This window comes from Serratia sp. NGAS9, assembly GCF_009905295.1.
Taxonomy (GTDB): Bacteria; Pseudomonadota; Gammaproteobacteria; order Enterobacterales; family Enterobacteriaceae; genus Serratia; species Serratia bockelmannii.
The window spans coordinates 508648-529873 of record NZ_CP047605.1 but is presented as its reverse complement, the minus strand read 5'-3'; the positions used below and the strand labels follow the sequence as shown (position 1 = coordinate 529873).

Below are 21226 nucleotides of genomic sequence, written 5' to 3'. Positions count from 1 at the left end.
CGCCACGGGAGTGATAACAATGAAAGATTTACTTCTTACCCTTGATATCGGCACCGGCAGCACCCGCGCCGGGCTGGTCACCAACACCGGGGAAATCCTTGGCTTCGCCCAGCGTGAGTACGAACAGATCACGCAGCAGGCCGGTTGGTCGGAACAACCGCCTTCACTGTGGTGGCAGAGTGTCTGCCAGTGTACGCAGGAGCTGTACGCACGCTACGCCGAATACTGGCCGCGTATCGCCGCCGTCGGCGCCTGCGGGCAGATGCACGGCACGGTCTTGCTCGATGCCGACGGCGAGCTGGTCGTCGATCGCGCCATGCTGTGGAACGACAAACGCGCGCAGCCGCAGGTGGCGCGCTTTAGCCACCAACAGCCGCCGCAGCCCTGGCTCGAACTGTTGAACAATCCCCCCACCGCCGCCTGGCCGGCGTTCAAGCTGGCCTGGCTGCGTGAGCATCACCCATCGCAGTGGGAGCGCATCGCCACGGTGTTGATGCCTAAGGACTACGTCAATTTCCGGCTCTGCGGCGTACGCGCCACCGACTACAGTGAAGCCTCCTGCTATTACCTGATGGACAGCGCCACGCTGCAGTGGTCGCCAGAGGCGCTGCGGCAGTTCGGGCTGCGCGCCGATCAGCTGCCCGCCATCCACCTCTCCAGCGAGGTGATTGGCCACATTACGCCCGCAGCGGCAAGCGTTACCGGTCTGCCGCCGGGCGTGCCGGTAGTAGCGGGCACGGCGGATATGGCCGCTACCCTGCTCGGTTCCGGCGTCTATCAGGCTGGCATCGCCTCCGACAGCACCGGCACCTCCACGCTGCTCACCGTGGTCTCGGAACACCCGCTGCTCTCTGCCAGCGTCAACAACCTGCACCTGGCCAACTCGGCCTGGGGCGGCTTTACCCTGCTCGATGCCGGTGGCGACGCCATGCGCTGGGCGCGTTCGGCGCTAAGCGCCGGCCAACTCAGCCACCAACAGATGCTCGATATGGCGGCCGAGGTGCCGCCGGGTGCCGAGGGGCTGCTGTTCCTGCCCTACCTGACCGGCGAGCGGCTGGCGGAACACACCAACTCGCGCGCGCAGTTCTTCGGCCTGCAGCGCAAGCATGGGCAGCCGCATCTCTACCGCGCGGTGCTGGAAGGCGTAGCGCTGGCCTCCCTGCGTAATCTGCAGCAGCTCAGGCGCCACGCACAGGAGCCGGAGGCAATGATCGCCTCCGGCGGCGGCGCGCGCAGCCCGCTGTGGCTGCAGATCAAAGCCTCGGTCTATAACCTGCCGCTGCTGCAGACGCGCAATCAGGAGAACGGCACCACCGGCTGCGCGATCGTCGCCGGGGTCGGCGTCGGGCTATTCAGCAGTTTCGCCCAAGGGGTGAGCCGCACTGTCAGCATCGAGCGCGAATTTACTCCCGATCCACGCCAGCACGAGCACTACCTGCGCTGCTTCGAGCTGTTCGAACAGCTCTACCGCCAGGCGCAGCCCCTCTACGAGCAGCTTGACGTTATTAGCTCGTTCTCTTTTTCTCCGGATGAAGGAACACCGTAATGAGCGACTCTCTGATTAATAAGGGCGACGTGGCGCAACACGCCGCGGCCGAAAGCATCGACCGCAGCGCCTATCTGCCCGCCACGCCCTGGCTGCAGCTGATGCTGGTCTGCTGCCTGTTCGCCCTGTGGGGCATGGCCGGCAACCTGAACGATATTCTGATCGCCCAGTTCAAAAAAGGCTTCGATCTGTCGGATACCCAAACCGCACTGGTGCAGTCGATCTTCTTCCTCGGCTACTTCGTGATGGCGCTGCCCGCCGCAGCGGTAATCAAACGCTACTCGTACAAGGTGGCGATCGTGATCGGCCTGTGCCTGTACGCGCTCGGCTGTTTCCTGTTTATCCCTGCAGCACAGATCATGACCTACGGCGCTTTCCTGGCCTGCCTGGGGGTGATCGCCACCGGGCTGTCGTTCCTGGAAACCTCCGCCAATACCTACTCCAGCCTGCTGGGGCCGCTGGAAACCTCCACCCAGCGCATCAACTTCTCGCAGATCTTCAACTCGCTGGGGATCATTTTTGGCGTATTGATCGGCCAGCAGATGGTGTTCGGCAAAAACGATCCCAGCCATGCCGAGCTGCTGCAGATGCCACCGGCGGCGGCCGAAGCGGCACGCACCCAGATGGTGTCGCAGGTGGTCACACCTTATCTGATCATCGGCAGCGTGCTGATCGTGTTGGCACTGATCTTTGTGGCGGTGAAATTCCCCGCCTGTAAAACCCAACGCTCGCACCAGGGAGCAGGCAAGCCGCTGATGCAATCGCTGAAGATCCTGCTGGCGCTGCCGCGCTTCCGGTTGGGAGTGCTGTCGCAGTTCCTGTATGTCGGCGCGCAGGTAGGGCTGTGGAGTTTCACCATTCGTTTTGTGCAGATGATTGAACAGGGGGCAACCGAGCATTCAGCCACCTACTGGCTGCTGGCCACGCTGGTCTGTTACTCGGCCGGCAAGGTGGTCACCACCGCGCTGATGAAAAAGTTCAGCCCGGCGCGGCTGCTCGGCGTGTTTTGTTCGGTATGCGTGCTGCTGTTGCTGCTGGCCGTCAACATCCAAAGCCTGCTGGCGGTGGTGGCGATCATGGGCGTCAACTTTTGCATGGCGCTGTGCTGGCCAACCAACTTTGGCCTGACGATCAAAGGGCTGGGCGAAGAAACTCAGGTGGCCGGTTCGATCGTAGTGATGTCGATCATCGGCGGCGCGGTGGTGCCGTTAATCATGGGCATCATCTCCGATCTCAACGGCGGCGATATGCAGATCGCCTTCGCGGTGCCGCTGGTCTGCTTCGCCTACGTCGCCTTCTATGGCTTCTACTGCGCGCGCAAGGGGATTTGATATGGCACACCGAATTAACGGGCTGATGCACGTCGGTTTGCGCTGCGCCGATATCGAACGAGCCGCCGGCTTCTATCGTTCACTCGGTTTCGAACCCCGGCAAACGCTGGCGCTCAGCGGCCCCGTCGCCGTACAGTTTTTGCAGTTGGGTGAGTTAACGCTGGAGTTATACCAGCTACCCGCCGAAGGGCTGACTCGCCCCGCCAGCACCTATGGTATCGACCACATCGCTTTGCGGGTCATCGATCTGGCGGCCACGCAGCGTTGGCTGGCGGAGCTGGGGTATCCGGTGATTGAAGGGCCGACGCTGCAGCCCAGCGGCGCCAACGGCGTGCGCTATCTGATGATCGCCGGGCCGGACGGCGAACGAGTGGAGTTCAGCCAACCGTTGTAATGTTTCTTCCCACATAGCACAAGGCCCGATGGCTGTTATAAGCCATCGGGCCTCATTCGCTTTTTTGTCAGCTCACGCGTCTTTATAACCTTGGCTCGCCGCTTGTCGGGTTATGCTTGTTACTCCCCCGATCTATGTAAACGATGCCAAATAATCCCGAACCGGGATAACAATGCTGAAAATAATTGCATCACAATAATTCAGCCAATAAAAAATATGTTTGCACAACATTTCGACAACACTATTTTTTCATCTACGGCAGTCATAACTGGAATAAGTCAATGGGAACGGGGTTGTCAGGGGAGAGATGTTATTTCTTGATATGGGATTTTATCTAGAACCAACAGAAAATAGCGTGCATACGTAACAAAACAGCAACCCAGAGCTAAAAACCAGCAGAGAACACTTGCCTCTGCTGAGTTGATAGCTTTAAGATGGTGTAAGAAAATTTTCCCTGGTGTTGGCCGATCTTGGCAGCCTGACCCTACGAGGTCAGGTTTTTTTTATGTTTTTTTCATCAAAAATTGACTAGAAAAGTGTATCGCCTTAGGGAGTTAGAAGCTAGTTAGACTAAAGTATAGTACCCTACTAGACCTTCATCAGTTCAGTTGGGTTATTATTTCACATAGCGGAAATCGGGTGCTAGCACTATTTTTCGCTCTGTATCTCAGCCGCCACGGCGTTCTATCAAGACCACCACACATTGCTCATTTCACCCAGCAGCCCAACATACCCGCAGAACCATCACGAAATAGCACCGTTCCTGTCATTACAATAATGTGATCTCTATCAGATATTTTTTAAGAGCGGACTTGGTCACGCAGGAGTACAGGTCCGAGGACATACTGTAAAAATCACACTGGCCGCCATTTTCACGCTTATTCCTCTGCGGGACGACGAAGTCATGCCTTATAGGCAAATCTTCAGTAGGAAAATATCACCAATTCACTATTAAAATAATTAAGACACCATTCATTATAAAATCACCAGTTAATATTTCGCCATGGCAGACAAGGCCGGGCAGCCCATGATAGCAATTCTGGAATCCTCTCCTGTCTTTAATCGGCCAGGCCGTTCAATTTCGCCGGCCTGCTGTGTTCACTGTGCCATTGCCCTGAAACTGCCTCGCGGCACGGCATAATAAGGTTAGCGCCGATCGCTTAAAAAGCCTTATCATTCTCACGCACCGGCATGCTCGTAGTGAAACTTCGCTGATGTTACTGGATAAAGTTATTTCTCTTAATTTATTCAAAGGTAACATTATGTTTAATATTTACAGCACCAACTACGCATCAATGAGCACCGAAAAATCAGCAGATCTTTATGTTTTAAGGAAAAATGTCTTTAAAGACAGGCTGCAATGGGCCGTGAACTGTTCAGACGGCAAGGAGCTGGATGAGTTTGATAATGATAAGACAAACTATATATTTGGCGTAAAGGACAACATGATAGTTTGTGGTACCAGGATGATTGATATGAAACACAAGAATATGCTCAACAGCGCATTTTCCTCTTTCTTTCATGACATCGTCATTCCAGAAGGGAATTTCATCGAATCCACACGCTTTTTCGTTGATAAAGAAAGAACCCAGTCACTGCTGGGTCGCCGGTTCCCTGTGACTCTGGCGCTGTTCTTGTCGCTGATCAACTATGCGCGGCAACACGGCTATGACGGCATACTGGCCGTCTCCAGCCATCCGATGTTGCATATCATCAAAAGCTCCGGCTGGAACGTCACGCTGCTGAAGACAGGCATATCGGAAAAGAACGAGCCCGTTCATTTGCTGTTGGGCCACGTTGATCGTCAGAGCCAGGAGGCATTAAAAAACAAAATATTCAAAAAGTTGAATACGCAAGACGAGCACATGCTAAACGCCTGGCCGTTGAGCGACGAACCTGCATTCTAATCACCCCACCGGTTTAATCAGCTGAAGTTCCATCCCTAAACGGATAGCATGCCGGGCATTCGCCACCCCCAGCTTTTTGACAATGTTCCCCATATGAAACTTGATGGTGCAAGTTTTGATCCCCAGGATCATACCCATTTCCTGGTAGGTTTTCCCTACGCTGGCCCAATAGAGGATCTCGTTTTCTCTCTCGGTAAAACGGGCGTTTTTTTCCTGGCGCGCGGTGTTTTTTTCGGACAGTGAAGTCAGCGTCAAATACATCTCATGGGTCGATGCCAGCAGCAACGAAATATCGCCTTTATGCTGATTCAGCATCTGCATGGTTTCCGCCTTGCGCTCGGCAGCGAGGGTAAAGGAAAGGGTCACCAGATTATTATTAAAATCATGCAACACGAAGGTATAGCCGTCGGCTACGCCGAATTCGCGTGCTTGCTCGAACAACTCAGAAAAGCGGAAGCCGGCACCGGCCATCAGATTTTCATCCCAGGCAAAAGGCGTCAGGCGATTGAGCGCCGTAATGACTACCGGATCGGTATATTGTAGCCCTTGCTCTTTATATTGCTTTACCCATTCACCGGGATAATTGGTGACGCCAAAGATACATGACATATCTTTCTTGGATAACACCACGTAGGCCCAGATAAGCTCGCCGAAATCGCCTAATGCCGCTTCCAGATGCTTGCTGATAATGTGACTGATATTCTCTTCATATTCCATTAACTGCCTGCCCCGCTACCCAATACGCTGCTGGGTAGACTATACCAAAAAGGATCGACGCGCCGTAATCTTCACATCTTGCACGGATAATGCCCGGTGGAATATTGCCCTCGGTGGCCGGCAAGCGCTTTGCCTGCCGCCGATACGCGGGGTATATTAGCCGCACGTCCATTGTGCCTGTCAGGAGTGAATGAGTGAGCATGTTCGCAGAAGAGCGCCAGGAAAAACTCCTCGCCATTCTCAAGGAGAAGCGCAAGCTCTCCGTGGGGGAAATGAGCTCGCGCTTTAACGTCTCCGGCGCCACCATCCGCACCGATCTGCGCATTCTGGAAGACGCCGGTATGCTGACACGCACCCACGGCGGCGCCATTCTGCGCACCCGCGCCAGCTTCGAGGTCGGCTCCGATCAGCGTGAAGAGGTGAACCTCAGTGCCAAGGAGCAAATCGGTCAATTGGCCGCCGGCCTGGTGGAAGACGGCGACATCATCGTATTGGATACCGGCACCACCACCCTGCAGATCGCCCGCCATCTGCGCCAGCGCCGCAATCTGACCGTGGTCACCAACGATTTCATGATCGCCAAGAGTCTGGAAGACGTCGAATCGATCCAGATCATCCTGCTGGGTGGCATCGTCAAAAAGGGTTATCACTGCGCGGTCGCCATCAACGGCCGTTCGCTGCTTGATACGCTGAACATCGACAAGGCGTTTATGGGTGCCAACGCATTGTCGCTGAAACAAGGCGCCTGTGTGGCCGACATCATGCTGGCCGAAACCAAGCGCGCGATGGTGGAGCATGCCAATCAAGTGATCGTAGTGTGCGATCACTCCAAGCTGAGCAACACCTCGCTGGCGCAGTTCGCCTCCCCTGCACAGATCGATACCCTGGTGCTGGATCGCCTGCCGGAAGATGCGCAGGCCTATCAGGATGCCGGCATCGCGCTGCTGAGCGTCAGCTAATCCTCCCAACAAAAAAGGCGCGGCCCCATGGCCACGCCTTTCTTCACTACCGATCGCCCCGCTACTTGCGTTTGAGCAGCATATACACGCTGATCAGCAGGAACAGCATGCTCGGCAGCAGCGCGCCCAGCACCGGCGGCATGCTGTAGACCATGCTCAGCGGGCCGAAGATCTGATCCAGCACGTAGAACAGGAAGCCGAAGCTGATGCCGGTCACCACGCGGATACCCATCGGCACGCTGCGCAGCGGGCCGAAGATGAACGACAGCGCCATCAGCATCATCACCGCCACCGACAGCGGCGAGAAGATTTTGCTCCACATGTTGAGCTGGTAACGGTTGGATTCCTGGCCGCTCTGCTTCAGGTACTTCACGTAGTTGTGCAGCCCACTGATAGAGAGCGAATCCGGATCCAGCGCCACCACGCCCAGCTTGTCCGGGGTTAGGTTAGTTTTCCATTCGCCGGTCAGCGTCTGGGTGCCGGTCACCTGTTTCGGGTTGGTCAGATCCGAGGTGTCCACCTGCGAAAGCTGCCACAGGCCGTTCTCGAAGCTGGCGGTAGCGGCATAGCGCACCGTTTCCAGGCGACGCTGATCGTTGAAGTGGTAGATGTTCACACCGGAGAGTTCTTTATCGCCGGAGACGCGCTCGATGTAGATGAAGTCATTGCCGTCCTTCGCCCACAGCCCGCTCTTGGTGGAGAGCAGCGAGCCGCCGTACATCTGCTGGGCGCGGTAGTTGCGCGCCATCTGCTCGCCCTGCGGCGCTACCCACTCGCCGATCGCCATGGTCAGCAGCACCAGCGGAATGGCGGTTTTCATCACCGAGCCGGCGATCTGCAGGCGGGTAAAGCCGGAAGCCTGCATCACCACCAGTTCGCTGCGCGTCGCCAGTTGGCCCAGGCCGAGCAGCGCGCCAAGCAGCGCCGCCATCGGGAAAAAGATCTCGATGTCTTTCGGCACGCTCAGCAGGGTGTACATGCCGGCGCTCAGCGCGGTGTACTCGCCCTGGCCGACCTTGCGCAGCTGATCGACGAACTTGATGATGCCGGACAGCGACACCAGCATGAACAGCGTCATGATGATGGTGTTGAAAATCGTTTTACCGATATACCGGTCTAATACGCCAAACATCAGGCCGCTCCTCTCAGGCGTGCGCGCAGCTTGCGCATCGGCACGGTATCCCACAGGTTCAGCGCCAGCGCGATCGCGAAGTAAACGCCGTTAACCAGCCACAGCCACAGCATCGGATCCAGCTTGCCCTTGCCGGCGTTGGAGCGCAGCGAGGTCTGCAGCAGGAAGAAGATCAGATACAGCAGGATGGCCGGCAGCATGCTCAGCACGCGGCCCTGGCGCGGGTTCACCACGCTGAGCGGCACCACCAGCAGCGCCATCAGCGCCACCGACACCACCAGCGTCAGGCGCCAGTGGAATTCGGCGCGCGCGTCCGGATCGTCGGATTCCCACAGCGTCTGCATCGACATCTGTTCGGATTCGGTGTTGTCCGCCGCCACGGTGCGGTGGCCAATCACCGCCTTGTAGTCGGTGAAGTCGGTAATGCGGAAGTCGCGCAGCAGCGCGGTGCCTTCAAAGCGGGTGCCCTTGTCGAGCGTCACCACCTGCGAGCCGTCTTTCTGCTGCACGATGTTGCCGTGCTCGGCCACCACTACCGACGGGCGTTGGTTGCCGTTCGGCCGCAGCTGCGCCAGGAACACGTCGTTGAAGGTGCTGCCCTTCACGTTGCCGATAAACAGCACCGCGTTGCCGTCCTGCGAGGGCTTGAACTGCCCTTCCGCCAGCCCGGCGATGCTCGGGTTGGCCTTGGCTTCGTTCACCACCACGTCCTGATAGCGCGAGGCCCAGGGGCCGGCCCAAAACACGTTCACCGCCGCGACCGCAGAGGTGAGCAGCGCCAGGATCATGGCGGCGATAATCAGGGTGCGTTTGCCCAGCCCACAGGCGTGCATGACGGTGATTTCGCTCTCGGTATACAACCGCCCAAGCGTCATCAGCAAGCCGAGAAACAGGCTCAAAGGCAGGATGAGCTGCGCCATTTTCGGCACGCCCAGAGCGAGCAGAGAAAGTACTAAGTTTGTCGGGATATTGCCGTCCACCGCGTCGCCCAACACCCTGACCAGGTTCTGACAAAAGAAGATCAGAAGCAGGATGAACAGGATGGCGATTTGGCTCTTGAGCGTTTCCCGTACCAGATATCTTATGATGATCACGCTTATTACGCCTGTGAAAACTTGTCTTTTTGCAGGAAAATCGATAATTTCATCGTTAATCCGCCATTTATTCTCATCATATGGCAACCTTCACAGCTAAAATAGTATTACAACATCAAGCCGTTTGGGTGTCCTATAGGAACTTGCTTATAGTCGCCAAAACAGAGCAATTTATGCCGTTCAGGTTAACATAATCCGTTAACTCAAATGGCAGGAGATCGTTACGGAGTCGGTTATTCTAGCCGTAGCGTCCGCCTTTGTCTTTAAGATTCAGGAGAGTGCATGGAGTTCAGTGTAAAAAGCGGTAGCCCGGAAAAACAGCGCAGTGCCTGTATTGTAGTCGGCGTTTTCGAACCGCGCCGCCTGTCCCCTATCGCAGAACAACTCGACAAAATCAGTGATGGTTATATCAGCGCATTGCTGCGCCGTGGCGAACTGGAAGGCAAGGTCGGGCAGACGCTGCTACTGCACCATGTGCCCAACATTCTCTCCGAGCGCATCCTGCTGATCGGCTGCGGCAAAGAGCGCGAGCTCGATGAGCGCCAATACAAGCAGGTGATCCAGAAAACCATCAATACCCTCAACGACACCGGCTCGATGGAAGCGGTCTGCTTCCTGACCGAACTGCACGTGAAAGGCCGCAACACCTACTGGAAAGTGCGTCAGGCGGTAGAAACCGCCAAAGAGACGCTCTACACCTTCGATCAGCTGAAAAGCAACAAGGTGGAGCCGCGTCGTCCGCTGCGCAAAATGGTGTTCAACGTGCCGACCCGCCGTGAGCTCACCAGCGGCGAGCGCGCGATTCAGCACGGCCTGGCGGTGGCTTCCGGCATCAAGGCGGCCAAAGATCTCGGCAACATGCCGCCGAACATCTGTAACGCCGGCTACCTGGCCTCGCAGGCCCGTCAGTTGGCGGACGCCTTCAGCACCAACATCACCACCCGCGTCATCGGCGAACAGCAGATGAAAGAGCTGGGCATGAACGCCTATCTGGCGGTCGGCGCTGGTTCGCAGAACGAATCATTGATGTCGGTGATGGAATATAAGGGCAACCCAAATCCGGACGCTAAGCCGATCGTGCTGGTAGGCAAAGGGCTGACCTTCGACTCCGGCGGCATCTCGATCAAACCGGCCGACGGCATGGACGAGATGAAATACGACATGTGCGGCGCGGCGACCGTGTACGGCGTGATGCGCGTGGTGGCGGAGCTGAACCTGCCGCTGAACGTGATCGGCGTGCTGGCCGGCTGTGAAAACATGCCGGGCGGCCGGGCGTATCGTCCGGGCGACGTGCTGACCACCATGTCCGGCCAGACCGTCGAGGTGCTCAACACCGACGCCGAAGGCCGCCTGGTGCTGTGCGACACCCTGACCTACGTCGAGCGCTTCGAACCGGAGCTGGTGATCGACATCGCCACCCTGACCGGCGCCTGCGTGATCGCCTTGGGCCACCACATCACCGGCCTGATGTCGAACCACAACCCGCTGGCGCACGAGCTGCTGGGCGCTTCCGAGCAGGCCGGCGACCGCGCCTGGCGCCTGCCGATGGCCGACGAGTACTACGAGCAGTTGGACTCCAACTTCGCCGACATGGCGAACATCGGTGGCCGCCCTGGTGGCGCCATCACCGCCGCCTGCTTCCTGTCGCGCTTCACCCGCAAGTACACCTGGGCACACCTGGATATCGCCGGCACCGCCTGGCGCTCCGGTAAAGCCAAGGGCGCGACCGGCCGCCCGGTGGCGCTGCTGTCGCAGTTCCTGCTCAACCGTGCAGGTCTGAACGGCGACGATTAAATCTGAGCGGTAATTCAGGTATAATCCCAAGGGGCACAGCATGCTGTGCCCCTACATTTTTTTATCGGCAGCGGTGGATCCTTAATGAAACAGGCGACGTTTTATTTGCTCGACAACGCGGAACCGTCAGGCGCGCTCAGCGCCCATGAGGCCGTGGCCTGCGCCGTTGCCGCCAACGGCTTCCGCGCCGGCAAGCGGGTGCTGATCGCCTGCGAGAGCCAGGAGCAGGCCCAGCGGCTGGACGAAGCGCTGTGGCAGCGCGAGCCGCATGAATTCGTGCCGCACAACCTGGCCGGCGAAGGGCCGCACTACGGCGCGCCGGTGGAACTGTGCTGGCCCGGCAAGCGCGGCAACGCCCCGCGCGATCTGCTGATCGCCCTGCTGCCGCAGTTTGCCGATTTTGCTACCGCTTTCCATGAAGTGGTAGACTTCGTTCCTTACGAAGACACTCTGAAACAGTTGGCGCGCGACCGTTACAAGGCCTATCGCAGCGTCGGCTTCCATTTGACCACGGCTACGCCGCCAACTCACTGAATACGATAAAGAATGGAAAAGACAAACAGTCAGCTCGACACCGCATACGACCCAAAACAGATCGAACAGAAGCTGTACGATCACTGGGAGAATCAGGGTTACTTCAAGCCGAACGGCGACACCAGCCAGGAAAGCTTCTGCATCATGATCCCGCCGCCGAACGTCACTGGCAGCCTGCACATGGGCCACGCGTTCCAGCAGACCATCATGGACACCATGATTCGCTATCAGCGCATGCAGGGTAAAAACACCCTGTGGCAGGCGGGCACCGACCACGCCGGCATCGCCACCCAGATGGTGGTGGAGCGCAAGATCGCCGCGGAAGAAGGCAAAACCCGCCACGACTACGGCCGTGACGCGTTCATCGACAAAATCTGGCAGTGGAAGGCGGAATCCGGCGGCACCATCACCCGCCAGATGCGCCGTCTGGGCAACTCCGTGGACTGGGAGCGCGAGCGCTTCACCATGGACGAAGGCCTGTCGAACGCGGTGCGCGAAGTGTTTGTCCGTCTGCACAAAGAAGACCTGATCTACCGCGGCAAGCGCCTGGTGAACTGGGATCCGAAGCTGCGCACCGCCATCTCCGATCTGGAAGTGGAAAACCGCGAGTCCAAAGGTTCCATGTGGCACCTGCGCTACCCGCTGGCCGACGGCGCGAAAACCGCCGAGGGCAAAGACTATCTGGTGGTCGCCACCACCCGTCCGGAAACCGTGCTGGGCGATACCGGCGTGGCCGTCAACCCGGAAGATCCACGCTATAAAGACCTGATCGGCAAAGAGATCATTCTGCCACTGGTCGGCCGCCGCATCCGCATCGTCGGCGACGAACACGCCGATATGGAAAAAGGCACCGGCTGCGTGAAGATCACCCCGGCGCACGATTTCAACGACTACGAAGTCGGCAAACGCCACGGCCTGCCGATGATCAACATTCTGACCTTCGACGGCGACATCCGTCAGGAAGCGGAAGTGTTCAACACCCTGGGCGAAGTCTGCACCGACTACTGCAACGAGATCCCGGCCGAGTTCCGCGGCCTGGAGCGCTTCGCCGCGCGTAAAGCGGTGGTTGCCGCCTTCGATCAGTTGGGCCTGCTGGACGAGATCAAACCGCACGACCTGACGGTGCCTTACGGCGACCGCGGCGGCGTGGTGATCGAGCCGATGCTGACCGACCAATGGTACGTGCGCACCGCGCCGCTGGCCAAAGTGGCGGTGGAAGCGGTCGAACAGGGCGACATCCAGTTCGTGCCGAAGCAGTACGAAAACATGTATTTCAGCTGGATGCGCGACATTCAGGACTGGTGCATCTCGCGTCAGCTGTGGTGGGGCCACCGCATCCCGGCCTGGTACGACGTGAACGGCAAAGTCTACGTGGGCCGCAGCGAAGAAGAAGTGCGCAGCGAGAACAACCTGGGCGCCGACGTGGTGCTGACCCAGGACGAAGACGTGCTGGACACCTGGTTCTCGTCCGGCCTGTGGACCTTCTCCACCCTGGGCTGGCCGGAGCAGACCGAGGCGCTGAAAACCTTCCACCCGACCAGCGTGATGGTCAGCGGCTTCGACATCATCTTCTTCTGGATCGCGCGCATGATCATGCTGACCATGCACTTCATCAAGGATGAAAACGGCAAGCCGCAGGTGCCGTTCAAGACCGTCTACATGACCGGCCTTATCCGCGACGACGAAGGCCAGAAGATGTCCAAGTCGAAAGGCAACGTGATCGACCCGCTGGACATGGTCGACGGCATCTCGCTGGAAGATCTGCTGGAAAAACGCACCGGCAACATGATGCAGCCGCAGCTGGCGGAGAAAATACGCAAGCGCACCGAGAAGCAGTTCCCGAACGGCATCGAGCCGCACGGCACCGACGCCCTGCGCTTCACCCTGGCGGCGCTGGCCTCGACCGGCCGCGACATCAACTGGGACATGAAGCGCCTGGAAGGCTACCGCAACTTCTGTAACAAGCTGTGGAACGCCAGCCGCTTCGTGTTGATGAACACCGAAGCGCACGACTGCGGCTTCAACGGCGGCGAGAAAGTGCTGTCGCTGGCGGATCGCTGGATCCTGGCCGAATTCAACCGCACGGTGAAAGCCTACCGCGAAGCGCTGGATACCTACCGCTTCGATCTGGCGGCCAACATCCTGTACGAATTCACCTGGAACCAGTTCTGCGACTGGTATCTGGAGCTGACCAAGCCGGTGGTGAGCAACGGCAGCGAAGCGGAACAGCGCGGCACCCGCCACACGCTGATCACCGTGCTGGAAGCACTGCTGCGCCTGGCGCACCCGATCATTCCGTTCATCACCGAAACCATCTGGCAGCGCGTGAAGCCGCTGACCGGCACGACCGCAGACACCATCATGCTACAGCCGTTCCCGGCCTACGACGCCGCGCTGGAAGACGAGCAGGCGCTGAACGATCTGGAGTGGATCAAGCAAACCATCATCGCCGTGCGCAACATCCGCGCCGAGATGAACATCGCGCCAAGCAAAGCGCTCGACGTGCTGCTGCGCAACTGCAGCGCCGACGCCCAGCGCCGCGTGCAGGAGAACCAAAGCTTTATCGCCCGTCTGGCGCGCCTGGAATCCATCGCGCTGTTGCCGGCCGGTGAGAAAGGCCCGGTCTCCGTCACCAAGCTGGTGGACGGCGCCGAGCTGCTGATCCCGATGGCCGGTTTCATCGACAAGGACGCCGAGATCGCGCGTCTGGCCAAAGAGATGGGCAAGCTGGATGCGGAAATCGCTTCGATCGAAGGCAAACTGGCGAACGAAGGCTTCGTGGCGCGCGCGCCGGAGGCGGTGGTCGCCAAAGAGCGCGATCGTCTGGCGGCCTGCAAAGAAGGCAAAGTGAAGCTGCAGGAACAGCAGGCGACCATCGCCGCGCTGTAATCCACTGGCTCACGCCAACGCCTGAAAAACAGCGGGGTCTTCCCCGCTGTTTTTTTATCGCCGTTGCATCCGGGCCGGGTTAGATGTTATTACAAGATATTACTGCTGCAGGGACGCCGCCGGGAAATAATCCCCGGCGCGTTTCGTGCTGCGATAAAAACGAAAAACGAACGTGGTCTCTTTCAATGGCGAGTGTAAACATGACAACAGCAACCCCGGCGCGCCTGCTGGTGCGCCCCATCACGGCGGAAGACAATCCCGCCATTGCTCACGTCATTCGCGAAGTCTCCGCCGAGCACGGCCTGACGGCGGATAAAGGCTATACCGTCTCCGATCCCAATCTGGACGCCCTGTATCAGCTCTACAGCCTGCCGCGCAGCGCTTACTGGGTGATCGAGGTGGACGGCCAGGTCGCCGGCGGCGGCGGCATCGCGCCGCTGCAGGGCGGCGCAGACGATATTTGCGAATTGCAGAAGATGTATTTCCTGCCGGTGTTGCGCGGCAAGGGGTTGGCGAAACGCCTGGCGCTGCAGGCGCTGGATTTCGCCCGCCAGCACGGCTTCCGCTGTTGTTACCTCGAGACCACCGCCAGCCTGACGCAGGCCGTCGCACTGTACGAACACCTGGGCTTCGAACACATCGACCACGCGATGGGCGCCACCGGCCACGTCGATTGCGAAGTCACCATGCTGAAAACGCTGTAATCGTCCCCCGCCTCTCTATCATGGCGCAGCGTGCTGCGCCATTTTATTAATATCGCAATCAATCAGTAAAACTCGCTATAACGCCGTTTTTCAAGCAGATAAACTGACGTTAAAAACCATGATGTAAATTTAATGTGAAGTTCGTTAATAAATTAACGATCGCAAATTGACCGTTTTTCCCCCCGCGCTACTCTGCCAGTATCCCAATCGCGCACGGAGAGCTGTCATGTCGGAAAATACCTTTGATTACATCATCGTCGGCGCCGGTTCCGCCGGCTGCGTGCTGGCGGCGCAGCTGATCCGCCGCACCCAGGCGCGGGTGCTGCTGCTGGAAGCCGGCGGCGACGACAATAACCTGTTTATCAAGATGCCGGCCGGGGTGGCCAAGATCATCGCCAAAAAAAGCTGGCCCTACGAGACGGAACCGGAACCTCATGCCAATAACCGCCGCATGCAGATCGCGCAGGGCAAGGTGCTGGGCGGCAGCAGTTCGGTCAACGGTATGATCTACCTGCGCGGCCAGCCGCAGGACTACGACGACTGGGCCGAACGCTACGGCTGCACCGGCTGGAGCTACCGGGAGGTGCTGCCCTACTTCAAACGCGCCGAGGCCAACGAAAGCCTGTCCGACGACTACCACGGCGCCGACGGGCTGCTGCCGGTCAGCGAGAACCGCTACCGCCACCCGCTGAGCATGGCGTTTATCCGCGCCGGCCAGGAGTTGAACCTGCCCTATCGCAACGACTTCAACGGCGACAGCCAGCACGGCGTCGGTTTCTACCAAACCACCACCCGCAACGGCGAGCGCGCCAGCACCGCCCGCACCTACCTGAAGGCAGTGCGCGACGAACGGCGGCTGGTGGTGAAACTGAACGCCCTGGCGCACCGGCTGACCTTCGAGGGCAACGTCGCCACCGGCGTGGTTTACAGCCAGAACGGCGGCGCGGAAGTGACCGCACTCGCCACCAAAGAGGTGATCGTCAGCGCCGGCGCGGTCGGTTCGCCGAAGCTGCTGATGCTGTCCGGCATCGGCCCGCGCGACCACCTGCAGCAGCTGGGCATCGAGGTGCGGGCGGATCTGCCGGTGGGCAAAAACTTCCACGACCATCTGCACATGTCGATCAACGTCAGCACCCGCGAGCCGATCAGCCTGTTCGGCGCCGATCGCGGCCTGCAGGCGCTGAGCCACGGCGCGCAGTGGCTGGCGTTTCGCAGCGGGGTGCTCTCATCCAACGTGCTGGAAGGCGCCGCCTTCACCGACAGCCAGGGCGACGGCCGGCCGGACGTGCAGATCCACTTCCTGCCGCTGCTGGACAGCTGGGACGACGTGCCCGGCGAGCCGCTGCCGAACATTCACGGCTTCACGCTCAAGGTCGGCTACCTGCAGCCGAAGGCGCGCGGCGAAGTGCAGCTGCGCAGCAGCAACCCGCGCGATCCGGTCAAGCTGCACGCCAACTACCTCGGCCACCCGGACGATCTGGCCGGCAGCGTGCGCGCGGTGAAGTTCGGCCTGGATTTCCTGCAAACCGCGGCGCTGAAGCCGCTGATCAAAGACCTGCTGATGCCGCAGCCGGAGTGGACACGCGACGAAGCTCAGCTGGAAGCCTTCGTGCGCAACTTCTGCAAGACGGTGTATCACCCGGTGGGCAGTTGCCGCATGGGGCCGTCGCCACAGGACGCGGTGACCGATCCGCAGCTGCGGGTGCACGGTTTTGAACGGCTGCGGGTGATCGACTGCTCGGTGATGCCGCAGCTCACCAGCGGCAACACCAATGCGCCAACCATCATGCTGGCGGAAAAGGCGGTGGATCTGTTGCTGGGCGCGCCGCAGTAAGGGCGCGCTTCAACGTCAGGCGGCGGCGGGCACGCCGCTGTGGAAACGCAGCTCGCTGTCCGGCGACAGGATCAGCTCGGCTTCGAGGCGGCCGAAATGCGCCACCCGTTCGCTGATGTCGCCGCCGGCGATCTGCTCGGCCAATGTCAGGTAGTCCTGATAATGCCGCGCTTCGGATCGCAGCAGCGAGACGTAAAAGCGGTTCAGCTCATCGTCCAGGTGTGGCGCCAGTTTGGCGAAGCGTTCGCAGGATCGCGCTTCGATGTAGGCGCCGCAGATCAGTTTGTCGATCAGCGTCGCCGGATCGTGGGTGCGGATCTCGCGTATCATGCCCTTGGCGTAGCGGCTGGCGGTGATCTTGCGATACGGGATCCCGCGCGCCTGCATGATCTCCAGCACCTGCGAGAAGTGATGCAACTCTTCCTTGATCAACAGCACCATGCGATCCGCCAGATCCTGGCCGTAGGCCGAGCCGTTTTTCGGCAGGATCTTGCGGGTGAACTGGCCCTGGCGGAACAGCGTGTCCGGCGCGCCCTGCGCCTCGTGCAGAAACGCCTCGTAGGGCCGCAGCAGCGCCAACAGCGCGTCGCCGCTCTCTTTGTCCGCCACGTAGCGGCGGATCAGCCACATGCCGGTCTGTGCGGCTTTCAGCTCGCACACCAGGTGGTCGGTCAGCAACAGCTGCAGGTTTTCCGGACGGCGCGCGGCGTCGATCCAGGCGTCGGGAGTTTCACAGTGCAGGAAGCTTAAAATCGGGGCTAACAGGGATTGGTATGTCATCGGCTTCATTGCCCTATGTATTTCAAGTCGCAGCTAGGCGGCCAGCTCACTCATCCCCAGGAGCTTACTCAGGTAAGTGACTGGGGTGAGAGAGTGCAGCCAACAACGCTGCAGCTTGAAAGACGACGGGGATATCAGGGGCCGGCGAGAACCGGCCCATGTGAATAAGCGAGGTTAATTAGTGGCGTTTGCCGTCGTCGTCTTCGTCGATGTAGTCGCCGTCTTCGTCATCCTCACCGTCTTCACCGTTCGGATCTTCGAAGTAGGTGCCCCAGCCGTCGTAGTTGACGCCGCAGCGTTCCGCCAGCGCCACCAGCTGTTCTACCTGGGCGTCGATCAGCTCGGCGTTCAGGCCGACTTCGCTGATCACGTCGCAGCACATCACCATCGAACCGTCTTCCACTTCCAGCTCTTCGGCGTCGGTCACTTCGTAGCCCAGCTTGAAGGCTTCAACGGCGGCCTGCTCCAGAACCTCAAATTTCTCGGCGGACAGATGGTGCTCGATGGTGTAGAGCGCGTCCGGATCGCTGCCGTCTTCCAGCAGTTCTTCGATGATCAGGCGGGTCTCTTCACGTTGTTCTTCCAGCAATTCGCGGTTTGCCATGCCTATATCCTCAAGTCAAATGGCCTTCATTCCTTCTATTTTCACACACCGCCGACATTGCTTCCACGATAAACGTGAAAGATTTCCTCGCTGGGGTTGAAATTGAATATTCATACATATAAAGTGAATTTTAATTCAATTACACAATCAGGGAATCGGACTATGAGCACCGGCAATGCGTTCTACCAACGTCACTTTCTGAGGTTAATGGATTTCACCCCCGCCGAGCTGCAGGCGCTGCTGCGGCTTTCGGCCGATCTGAAACAGGCCAAGAAGCAGGGGCAGGAACAGCGCCGGCTGCAGGGCAAAAACATTGCGCTCATCTTCGAAAAAGACTCGACCCGCACGCGATGCTCTTTCGAAGTTGCCGCATTCGATCAGGGTGCGCAGGTGACCTATCTCGGCCCAAGCGGCAGCCAGATCGGCCATAAAGAGTCGATGAAAGACACCGCCCGGGTGCTGGGCCGCCTGTACGACGGTATTCAATACCGCGGCTACGGCCAGGCGCTGGTGGAAACCCTGGCGGAACACGCCGGCGTGCCGGTGTGGAACGGCCTGACCGACGAGTTCCACCCCACTCAGCTGCTGGCGGATCTGCTCACCGTGCAGGAACACCTGCCGGGCAAGGCGCTGAGCGAGGTGAAGCTGGCGTACGTCGGCGACGCGCGCAACAACATGGGCAACACGCTGCTGGAAGCCGCCGCGCTGGCGGGCATGGATCTGCGGCTGGTGGCGCCGAAGGCCTGCTGGCCGCAGCCGGAGCTGGTGGCCGAATGCCAGGCGCTGGCGCAGCAAACCGGCGCGAAACTCACCCTGACCGAAGACATTGCCGAAGGGGTGCAAGACGCCGATTTCCTCTACACTGACGTCTGGGTGTCGATGGGCGAACCGAAAGAAACCTGGCAAGAGCGTATCGCGCTGCTGCGGCCGTATCAGGTCAACATGGCGATGCTGAAGCTGACCGGCAACCCGAACGTGAAGTTCCTGCACTGCCTGCCGGCGTTCCACGACGACCAAACCACGCTCGGCAAGCAGATGGCGCAGCAGTACGATCTGCACGGCGGCATGGAAGTGACCGACGAGGTGTTCGAATCGGCGCACAGCGTGGTGTTCGATCAGGCGGAAAACCGGCTGCACACCATCAAGGCGGTGCTGGTCGCCACGCTGAGCGAAACCCTCTGATTGTTCCCCCTCCGCCCTGGCACCCCCGGCCAGGGCGGCTAATATATTCCTGGAATATCAAATAGCGGATTGGCCTTTGCCCGCCGCCGGCAAAGGTTCTACCGTGACAGGCCGACGGCGCCCGCGCCGTAAAAACCAACGATAACAAACCGTTCTCAGCGCCGCCTTGCGGCGCCTTCAGGGGATACACACCGATGAAAGCCAAACTCTTGCCGCTGTTCCTGCTCGCCGCCCTGCCCACCGCCACGTTAGCCGCCACGCCGCCGAATACGCTGGTGGTGGTGCAATCGCTGGATGACATCGTCAGCCTCGATCCGGCGGAAGCCAACGAACTCTCCAGCATCCAGACAGTGCCCAGCCTGTATCAGCGTCTGGTGCAGGCGGATCGCGACGATCCGGCTAAGGTGGCGCCGGTGCTGGCGGAAAGCTGGCAGGGCGATGCGGCGGCTAAAACGCTGACGGTGAAACTGCGGCCGCAGGCGGCGTTTGCCTCCGGCAATCCGCTGACCGCTGACGACGTGATCTTCTCTTACAGCCGCGCGGTGAAAATGAACAAGTCGCCGGCGTTCATCCTCAACGTGCTCGGCTGGCAACCGGACAACATCGACGCGCAGCTGAAGAAGATCGACGACCATACCGTGCAGCTGCGCTGGACGGCGGACGTCAGCCCGGCGGTGGCGCTGAATATCCTCTCGACGCCGATCGCCTCGATCGTCGACAGCAAGGCGGCGCTGGCCAACGTCAAAGACGGCGACTTCGGCAACGCCTGGCTGAAAATGCACTCCGCCGGCAGCGGCCCGTTCAAGATGCGCGTCTATCAGCCGCATCAGGCGATCGTGCTGGACGCCAACCCCACCTCGCCGGGCGACAAGCCGCAGCTGAAAAACATCATCATTAAAAACGTACCGGATCCGGCCACCCGCCGCCTGCTGATCCAGCAGGGCGACGCTGATATCGCCCGCGAACTCGGCGCCGATCAGACCGACACGCTGAAGAACCAGCCGGGCGTCAAGGTGCTGGAGATCCCGTCCGCCGAGCAAAACTACCTGGTGTTCAACACCGGCAACGGCGCCAATCCGCTGCTGAACAACCCGGCCTTCTGGGAAGCGGCGCGCTATCTGGTGGATTATCAGGGCATCACGAAGGATCTGCTGAAGGGCCAATACTTCGTGCACCAGAGCTTCCTGCCGGTCGGGCTGCCGGGCGCGCTGGAGACCAACCCATTCAGCTACGATCCGGCTAAAGCGAAAGCCATCCTGGCCAAGGCGGGCATCACCCACGCCGCCTTTACGCTGGACGTAGAGAACAAACCGCCGTTCATCACCATCGCGCAGGCGCTGCAGGGCAGCTTCGCCGCCGCCGGTGTGAAGATCGAACTGCTGCCGGCCGCGGGCAGCCAGGTTTACTCACGCGTGCGCGCCAGGCAGCATCAGGCGGCGATCCGGCTGTGGATCCCGGATTACTTCGACGCCCACTCCAACGCCAGCGCCTTCGCCTACAACGACGGCAAAAGCAGCACGGTGGCCGGGCTGAACGGCTGGCAGATCCCGCAGTTGAATAAGCAGACGCTGGCGGCGCTGGCCGAAGCCGATCCAGCCAAGCGCCGCGCGCTGTACACCGCCATGCAGCAGGAGCTGCAGCGCAGTTCGCCGTACGTGTTTATCGATCAGGCTAAAACCGAAGTGGTGCTGCGCGACAACGTCAAAGGCTATCAACAAGGGTTGAACGCCGACATGGTCTACTACGATCGCGTCAGCAAATAGCCGGCGAGCGGCCATCGCCGGCCAATCGATTGCGGGGCGGCAAAAAACGGCGTTTTAACGCT

17 protein-coding genes are annotated in these 21226 nt (G+C 59.6%); 12 read left to right on the top strand and 5 right to left on the bottom strand.

Annotated features, from left to right (window positions below):
• Positions 1-19 precede the first annotated feature (19 nt).
• The 4 genes from GUC32_RS02425 to GUC32_RS02410 all read left to right on the top strand — a co-directional run bounded on the left by GUC32_RS02425 (position 20) and on the right by GUC32_RS02410 (position 5178).
• Positions 20-1546: an FGGY-family carbohydrate kinase gene (locus tag GUC32_RS02425; protein ID WP_043136284.1), complete on the top strand. Its 1527-nt coding sequence runs from the start codon at positions 20-22 to the stop codon at positions 1544-1546.
• Entirely contained in the window at positions 1546-2877 is a 1332-nt protein-coding gene (gene fucP / locus GUC32_RS02420; protein ID WP_281041719.1) for an L-fucose:H+ symporter permease, read from the top strand. Before GUC32_RS02425 ends, fucP begins: the two co-directional genes overlap by 1 nt.
• Before the next feature lies 1 nt (position 2878).
• Positions 2879-3271, top strand: coding sequence for a VOC family protein (locus GUC32_RS02415; protein ID WP_158523823.1), 393 nt, complete (start codon positions 2879-2881; stop codon positions 3269-3271).
• 1214 nt (positions 3272-4485) lie between these two features.
• Positions 4486-5178 (top strand): acyl-homoserine-lactone synthase, encoded by a 693-nt coding sequence (locus GUC32_RS02410; protein WP_080287126.1) that lies wholly within the window; start codon positions 4486-4488, stop codon positions 5176-5178.
• Here the strand turns inward: GUC32_RS02410 and GUC32_RS02405 are convergent, their stop codons facing one another.
• Positions 5179-5895, bottom strand: a complete 717-nt coding sequence (locus GUC32_RS02405; protein WP_033636878.1) for a LuxR family transcriptional regulator — start codon at positions 5893-5895, stop codon at positions 5179-5181.
• Positions 5896-6095: 200 nt separating this feature from the next.
• On the opposite strand from GUC32_RS02405, the gene GUC32_RS02400 reads away from it, so the two are divergent.
• Entirely contained in the window at positions 6096-6854 is a 759-nt protein-coding gene (locus GUC32_RS02400; RefSeq protein WP_033636877.1) for a DeoR/GlpR family DNA-binding transcription regulator, read from the top strand.
• 61 nt (positions 6855-6915) lie between these two features.
• On the opposite strand, the gene lptG is transcribed toward GUC32_RS02400, so the two are convergent.
• Together lptG and lptF are read right to left on the bottom strand one after the other, a co-directional pair.
• Entirely contained in the window at positions 6916-7986 is a 1071-nt protein-coding gene (lptG, locus tag GUC32_RS02395) for an LPS export ABC transporter permease LptG (RefSeq protein ID WP_019453290.1), read from the bottom strand.
• Positions 7986-9080 (bottom strand): LPS export ABC transporter permease LptF, encoded by a 1095-nt coding sequence (gene lptF / locus GUC32_RS02390; protein WP_044029829.1) that lies wholly within the window; start codon positions 9078-9080, stop codon positions 7986-7988. The genes lptG and lptF overlap by 1 nt, the downstream gene beginning before the upstream one ends.
• 282 nt (positions 9081-9362) lie before the next feature.
• On the opposite strand from lptF, the gene pepA reads away from it, so the two are divergent.
• From pepA to GUC32_RS02365, 5 genes are all read left to right on the top strand, one after another.
• The gene (pepA, locus tag GUC32_RS02385) at positions 9363-10874 is read left to right on the top strand and encodes a leucyl aminopeptidase (protein WP_004933352.1); all 1512 of its coding nucleotides are present in this window, start codon (positions 9363-9365) and stop codon (positions 10872-10874) included.
• An 84-nt stretch (positions 10875-10958) separates the two neighbouring features.
• Positions 10959-11408, top strand: coding sequence for a DNA polymerase III subunit chi (locus GUC32_RS02380; protein WP_004933353.1), 450 nt, complete (start codon positions 10959-10961; stop codon positions 11406-11408).
• Positions 11409-11420: 12 nt separating this feature from the next.
• Positions 11421-14297: a valine--tRNA ligase gene (locus tag GUC32_RS02375; protein ID WP_060434043.1), complete on the top strand. Its 2877-nt coding sequence runs from the start codon at positions 11421-11423 to the stop codon at positions 14295-14297.
• Between the two features lie 200 nt (positions 14298-14497).
• Complete coding sequence (locus tag GUC32_RS02370) at positions 14498-15001, top strand: GNAT family N-acetyltransferase (protein ID WP_004933360.1); 504 nt, start codon at positions 14498-14500, stop codon at positions 14999-15001.
• A gap of 226 nt (positions 15002-15227) precedes the next feature.
• Positions 15228-16835: a GMC family oxidoreductase gene (locus GUC32_RS02365; protein ID WP_369435532.1), complete on the top strand. Its 1608-nt coding sequence runs from the start codon at positions 15228-15230 to the stop codon at positions 16833-16835.
• 15 nt (positions 16836-16850) lie between these two features.
• On the opposite strand, the gene miaE is transcribed toward GUC32_RS02365, so the two are convergent.
• Both miaE and rraB read right to left on the bottom strand, forming a co-directional pair.
• A complete protein-coding gene (miaE, locus tag GUC32_RS02360) occupies positions 16851-17615 on the bottom strand; it encodes a tRNA isopentenyl-2-thiomethyl-A-37 hydroxylase MiaE (protein WP_015376459.1) in 765 nt (254 codons plus the stop codon).
• Between the two features lie 178 nt (positions 17616-17793).
• Positions 17794-18219 (bottom strand): ribonuclease E inhibitor RraB, encoded by a 426-nt coding sequence (gene rraB, locus GUC32_RS02355; protein WP_025305115.1) that lies wholly within the window; start codon positions 18217-18219, stop codon positions 17794-17796.
• A 162-nt stretch (positions 18220-18381) separates the two neighbouring features.
• On the opposite strand from rraB, the gene argF reads away from it, so the two are divergent.
• Together argF and GUC32_RS02345 are read left to right on the top strand one after the other, a co-directional pair.
• Positions 18382-19401 (top strand): ornithine carbamoyltransferase, encoded by a 1020-nt coding sequence (gene argF / locus GUC32_RS02350; protein WP_049294756.1) that lies wholly within the window; start codon positions 18382-18384, stop codon positions 19399-19401.
• A gap of 194 nt (positions 19402-19595) precedes the next feature.
• Positions 19596-21164, top strand: coding sequence for an ABC transporter substrate-binding protein (locus GUC32_RS02345; protein WP_049208821.1), 1569 nt, complete (start codon positions 19596-19598; stop codon positions 21162-21164).
• Positions 21165-21226: the final 62 nt, after the last annotated feature.

Excerpts from the sequence above, each read along its gene's own strand:
- GUC32_RS02425 (WP_043136284.1), top strand. The coding sequence starts at position 20 with ATGAAAGATTTACTTCTTACCCTTGATATCGGCACCGGCAGCACCCGC.
- fucP (WP_281041719.1), top strand. The coding sequence starts at position 1,546 with ATGAGCGACTCTCTGATTAATAAGGGCGACGTGGCGCAACACGCCGCG.
- GUC32_RS02415 (WP_158523823.1), top strand. The coding sequence starts at position 2,879 with ATGGCACACCGAATTAACGGGCTGATGCACGTCGGTTTGCGCTGCGCC.
- GUC32_RS02410 (WP_080287126.1), top strand. The coding sequence starts at position 4,486 with ATGTTACTGGATAAAGTTATTTCTCTTAATTTATTCAAAGGTAACATT.
- GUC32_RS02405 (WP_033636878.1), bottom strand. The coding sequence starts at position 5,895 with ATGGAATATGAAGAGAATATCAGTCACATTATCAGCAAGCATCTGGAA.
- GUC32_RS02400 (WP_033636877.1), top strand. The coding sequence starts at position 6,096 with ATGTTCGCAGAAGAGCGCCAGGAAAAACTCCTCGCCATTCTCAAGGAG.
- lptG (WP_019453290.1), bottom strand. The coding sequence starts at position 7,986 with ATGTTTGGCGTATTAGACCGGTATATCGGTAAAACGATTTTCAACACC.
- pepA (WP_004933352.1), top strand. The coding sequence starts at position 9,363 with ATGGAGTTCAGTGTAAAAAGCGGTAGCCCGGAAAAACAGCGCAGTGCC.
- GUC32_RS02380 (WP_004933353.1), top strand. The coding sequence starts at position 10,959 with ATGAAACAGGCGACGTTTTATTTGCTCGACAACGCGGAACCGTCAGGC.
- GUC32_RS02375 (WP_060434043.1), top strand. The coding sequence starts at position 11,421 with ATGGAAAAGACAAACAGTCAGCTCGACACCGCATACGACCCAAAACAG.
- GUC32_RS02370 (WP_004933360.1), top strand. The coding sequence starts at position 14,498 with ATGACAACAGCAACCCCGGCGCGCCTGCTGGTGCGCCCCATCACGGCG.
- GUC32_RS02365 (WP_369435532.1), top strand. The coding sequence starts at position 15,228 with ATGTCGGAAAATACCTTTGATTACATCATCGTCGGCGCCGGTTCCGCC.
- miaE (WP_015376459.1), bottom strand. The coding sequence starts at position 17,615 with ATGACATACCAATCCCTGTTAGCCCCGATTTTAAGCTTCCTGCACTGT.
- rraB (WP_025305115.1), bottom strand. The coding sequence starts at position 18,219 with ATGGCAAACCGCGAATTGCTGGAAGAACAACGTGAAGAGACCCGCCTG.
- argF (WP_049294756.1), top strand. The coding sequence starts at position 18,382 with ATGAGCACCGGCAATGCGTTCTACCAACGTCACTTTCTGAGGTTAATG.
- GUC32_RS02345 (WP_049208821.1), top strand. The coding sequence starts at position 19,596 with ATGAAAGCCAAACTCTTGCCGCTGTTCCTGCTCGCCGCCCTGCCCACC.